This is a genomic window from Protofrankia sp. Cr1 (assembly GCF_963555865.1).
In the GTDB taxonomy this organism is placed as follows: Bacteria; Actinomycetota; Actinomycetes; order Frankiales; family Frankiaceae; genus Protofrankia.
In genome coordinates this window covers 7324-8828 of sequence record NZ_CAUVXO010000093.1, presented here as the reverse complement: position 1 = coordinate 8828, position 1505 = coordinate 7324, and the positions used below count along the sequence as shown (strand labels likewise).

The following is a 1505-nucleotide window of genomic DNA, read 5'->3' as shown; positions in this document are numbered from 1 at the left end:
AGCCGGCCGGGAGCACCGCCAGCGCGATCAGCCCCGCGACCATGATCATGCCGACGCCGAGGTCACGGCGGTACGTCTGCCCGGGCCGGTTCACGATGACAATCGTTCCGGCCACCCCGGCCGGAATGATCCATCCTTGCTGCCAGCCATCCAGTCGGATCACCGGAAGCGACACGCCGTTCACGGTCGCGGTCCACGAAGCGTTGGCGTTCTCCCGGACGGCAAGATAGCTACGCTCCCCCGCCGCAATCTCGACCGTGCGCCGCTCCGAGGTCCAGCCGGTGATCCGGGTACCCCGAACAGGTACCGAAGGCGCCGCTAGCGCGCCGTCGACCAGGGTGAGGGAGCCAACCGCGAACGGCGCCGACCCGGGTTCGGTCGTCAGCAGATGCGGGCCAGCGCTCAAGGTGACCGTTCCACCGTCGGTGCACAGACTCATCGTGACGGACCGGAGCGCTCCAGCGTCATCCGGCCGGCCGTCGAGCCGGGTGGAATAGCGTTGCCCGTCAATGATCACCATCGGACCCGAGCCGCAGGGAAGGGCGACGGGCTCCGTCCCCGGCTGCCCGGGGCCTGTAGCCACGCTCGACGAGCCGTCGCCACGTGCGCTCTGACCGCCGGTGCCGTCCTGGCCGCCGTCGGACATCCCGCCGGCTCCGGTCAGTAGGGGCGCGATCGGCACCGCCGCACCCCGGACGGTGAACGCAAGGGGCCGCGGTACATCAAACCGCCGACTGAGCTGCCGCTCTTCATCATCCTCGAACGGCTGGGACGGATCGGCTCGGTTACGCGCGAACGCGTAGACGATCCGCCCGGACGCCGCGCCGGAGAACCACCGTGCCATGTCGGAGGGTGCCTGCAGATACCGCTGAAATCTGATCCCGGGAATCGTCAGTTCACGAATTCCCGCGCCCAGAAAGGGGCCCCCGCCGCCGGCAACCTGCTCGAAGCCGACCCGGAACCACCGGGTCGGACCGGTGGGTACCGCGAGCTGCTGTGCGGATTCGATCGGCTTGACCGGGGTGACCACCGAACCGGCCTGGGTGGTCACCCGCAGCGCCCGCACGGTCGGACGGGACGGGCTCTCCTCCAGCAGCTGCACCGTCAACGTCGGTACCTCGACCGTTCGCGCGACGTCGACCTGCAACCACTGCCCCGCCGAGCCCCGGTCGGTCCGCAGACTCTGCCATGCCGAACCGGGATCACCGTCCACGGCGTTCGCGGGCGCCAGGTCAGGCGCGGCCACCAACTCAAAGCCGTAGGACGACGCGGTGACCGACATCCCACCGACATAGCCGGTCGTCGTCTGGTGCCCGGCCGCCGGCCGATCGGTCCACTGATCGGGTGGCCCCGTGGCACCCGCGACGTCCTCATGCGGCCCTAGGACGTAGGACTGAGCGCCGTGGACGAGCCCGAACCGATTGTCACGGCGGGTGAATGTGTCTGTCACCACCCAGGTGGTCCGTGGGCCGACGACATCGGCCGCAGCCGGATCAGCCGCGGTC

At 69.8% G+C, this 1505-nt stretch carries 1 protein-coding gene; it reads right to left on the bottom strand.

Features of this window, described 5'->3' with window-relative positions; translation table 11 throughout:
* Nucleotides 1-1453, bottom strand: a 1453-nt coding sequence (locus tag U9980_RS10375) for a discoidin domain-containing protein (protein WP_322767724.1), incomplete at its 3' end; no start/stop codon positions are given.
* Nucleotides 1454-1505 lie beyond the last annotated feature (52 nt).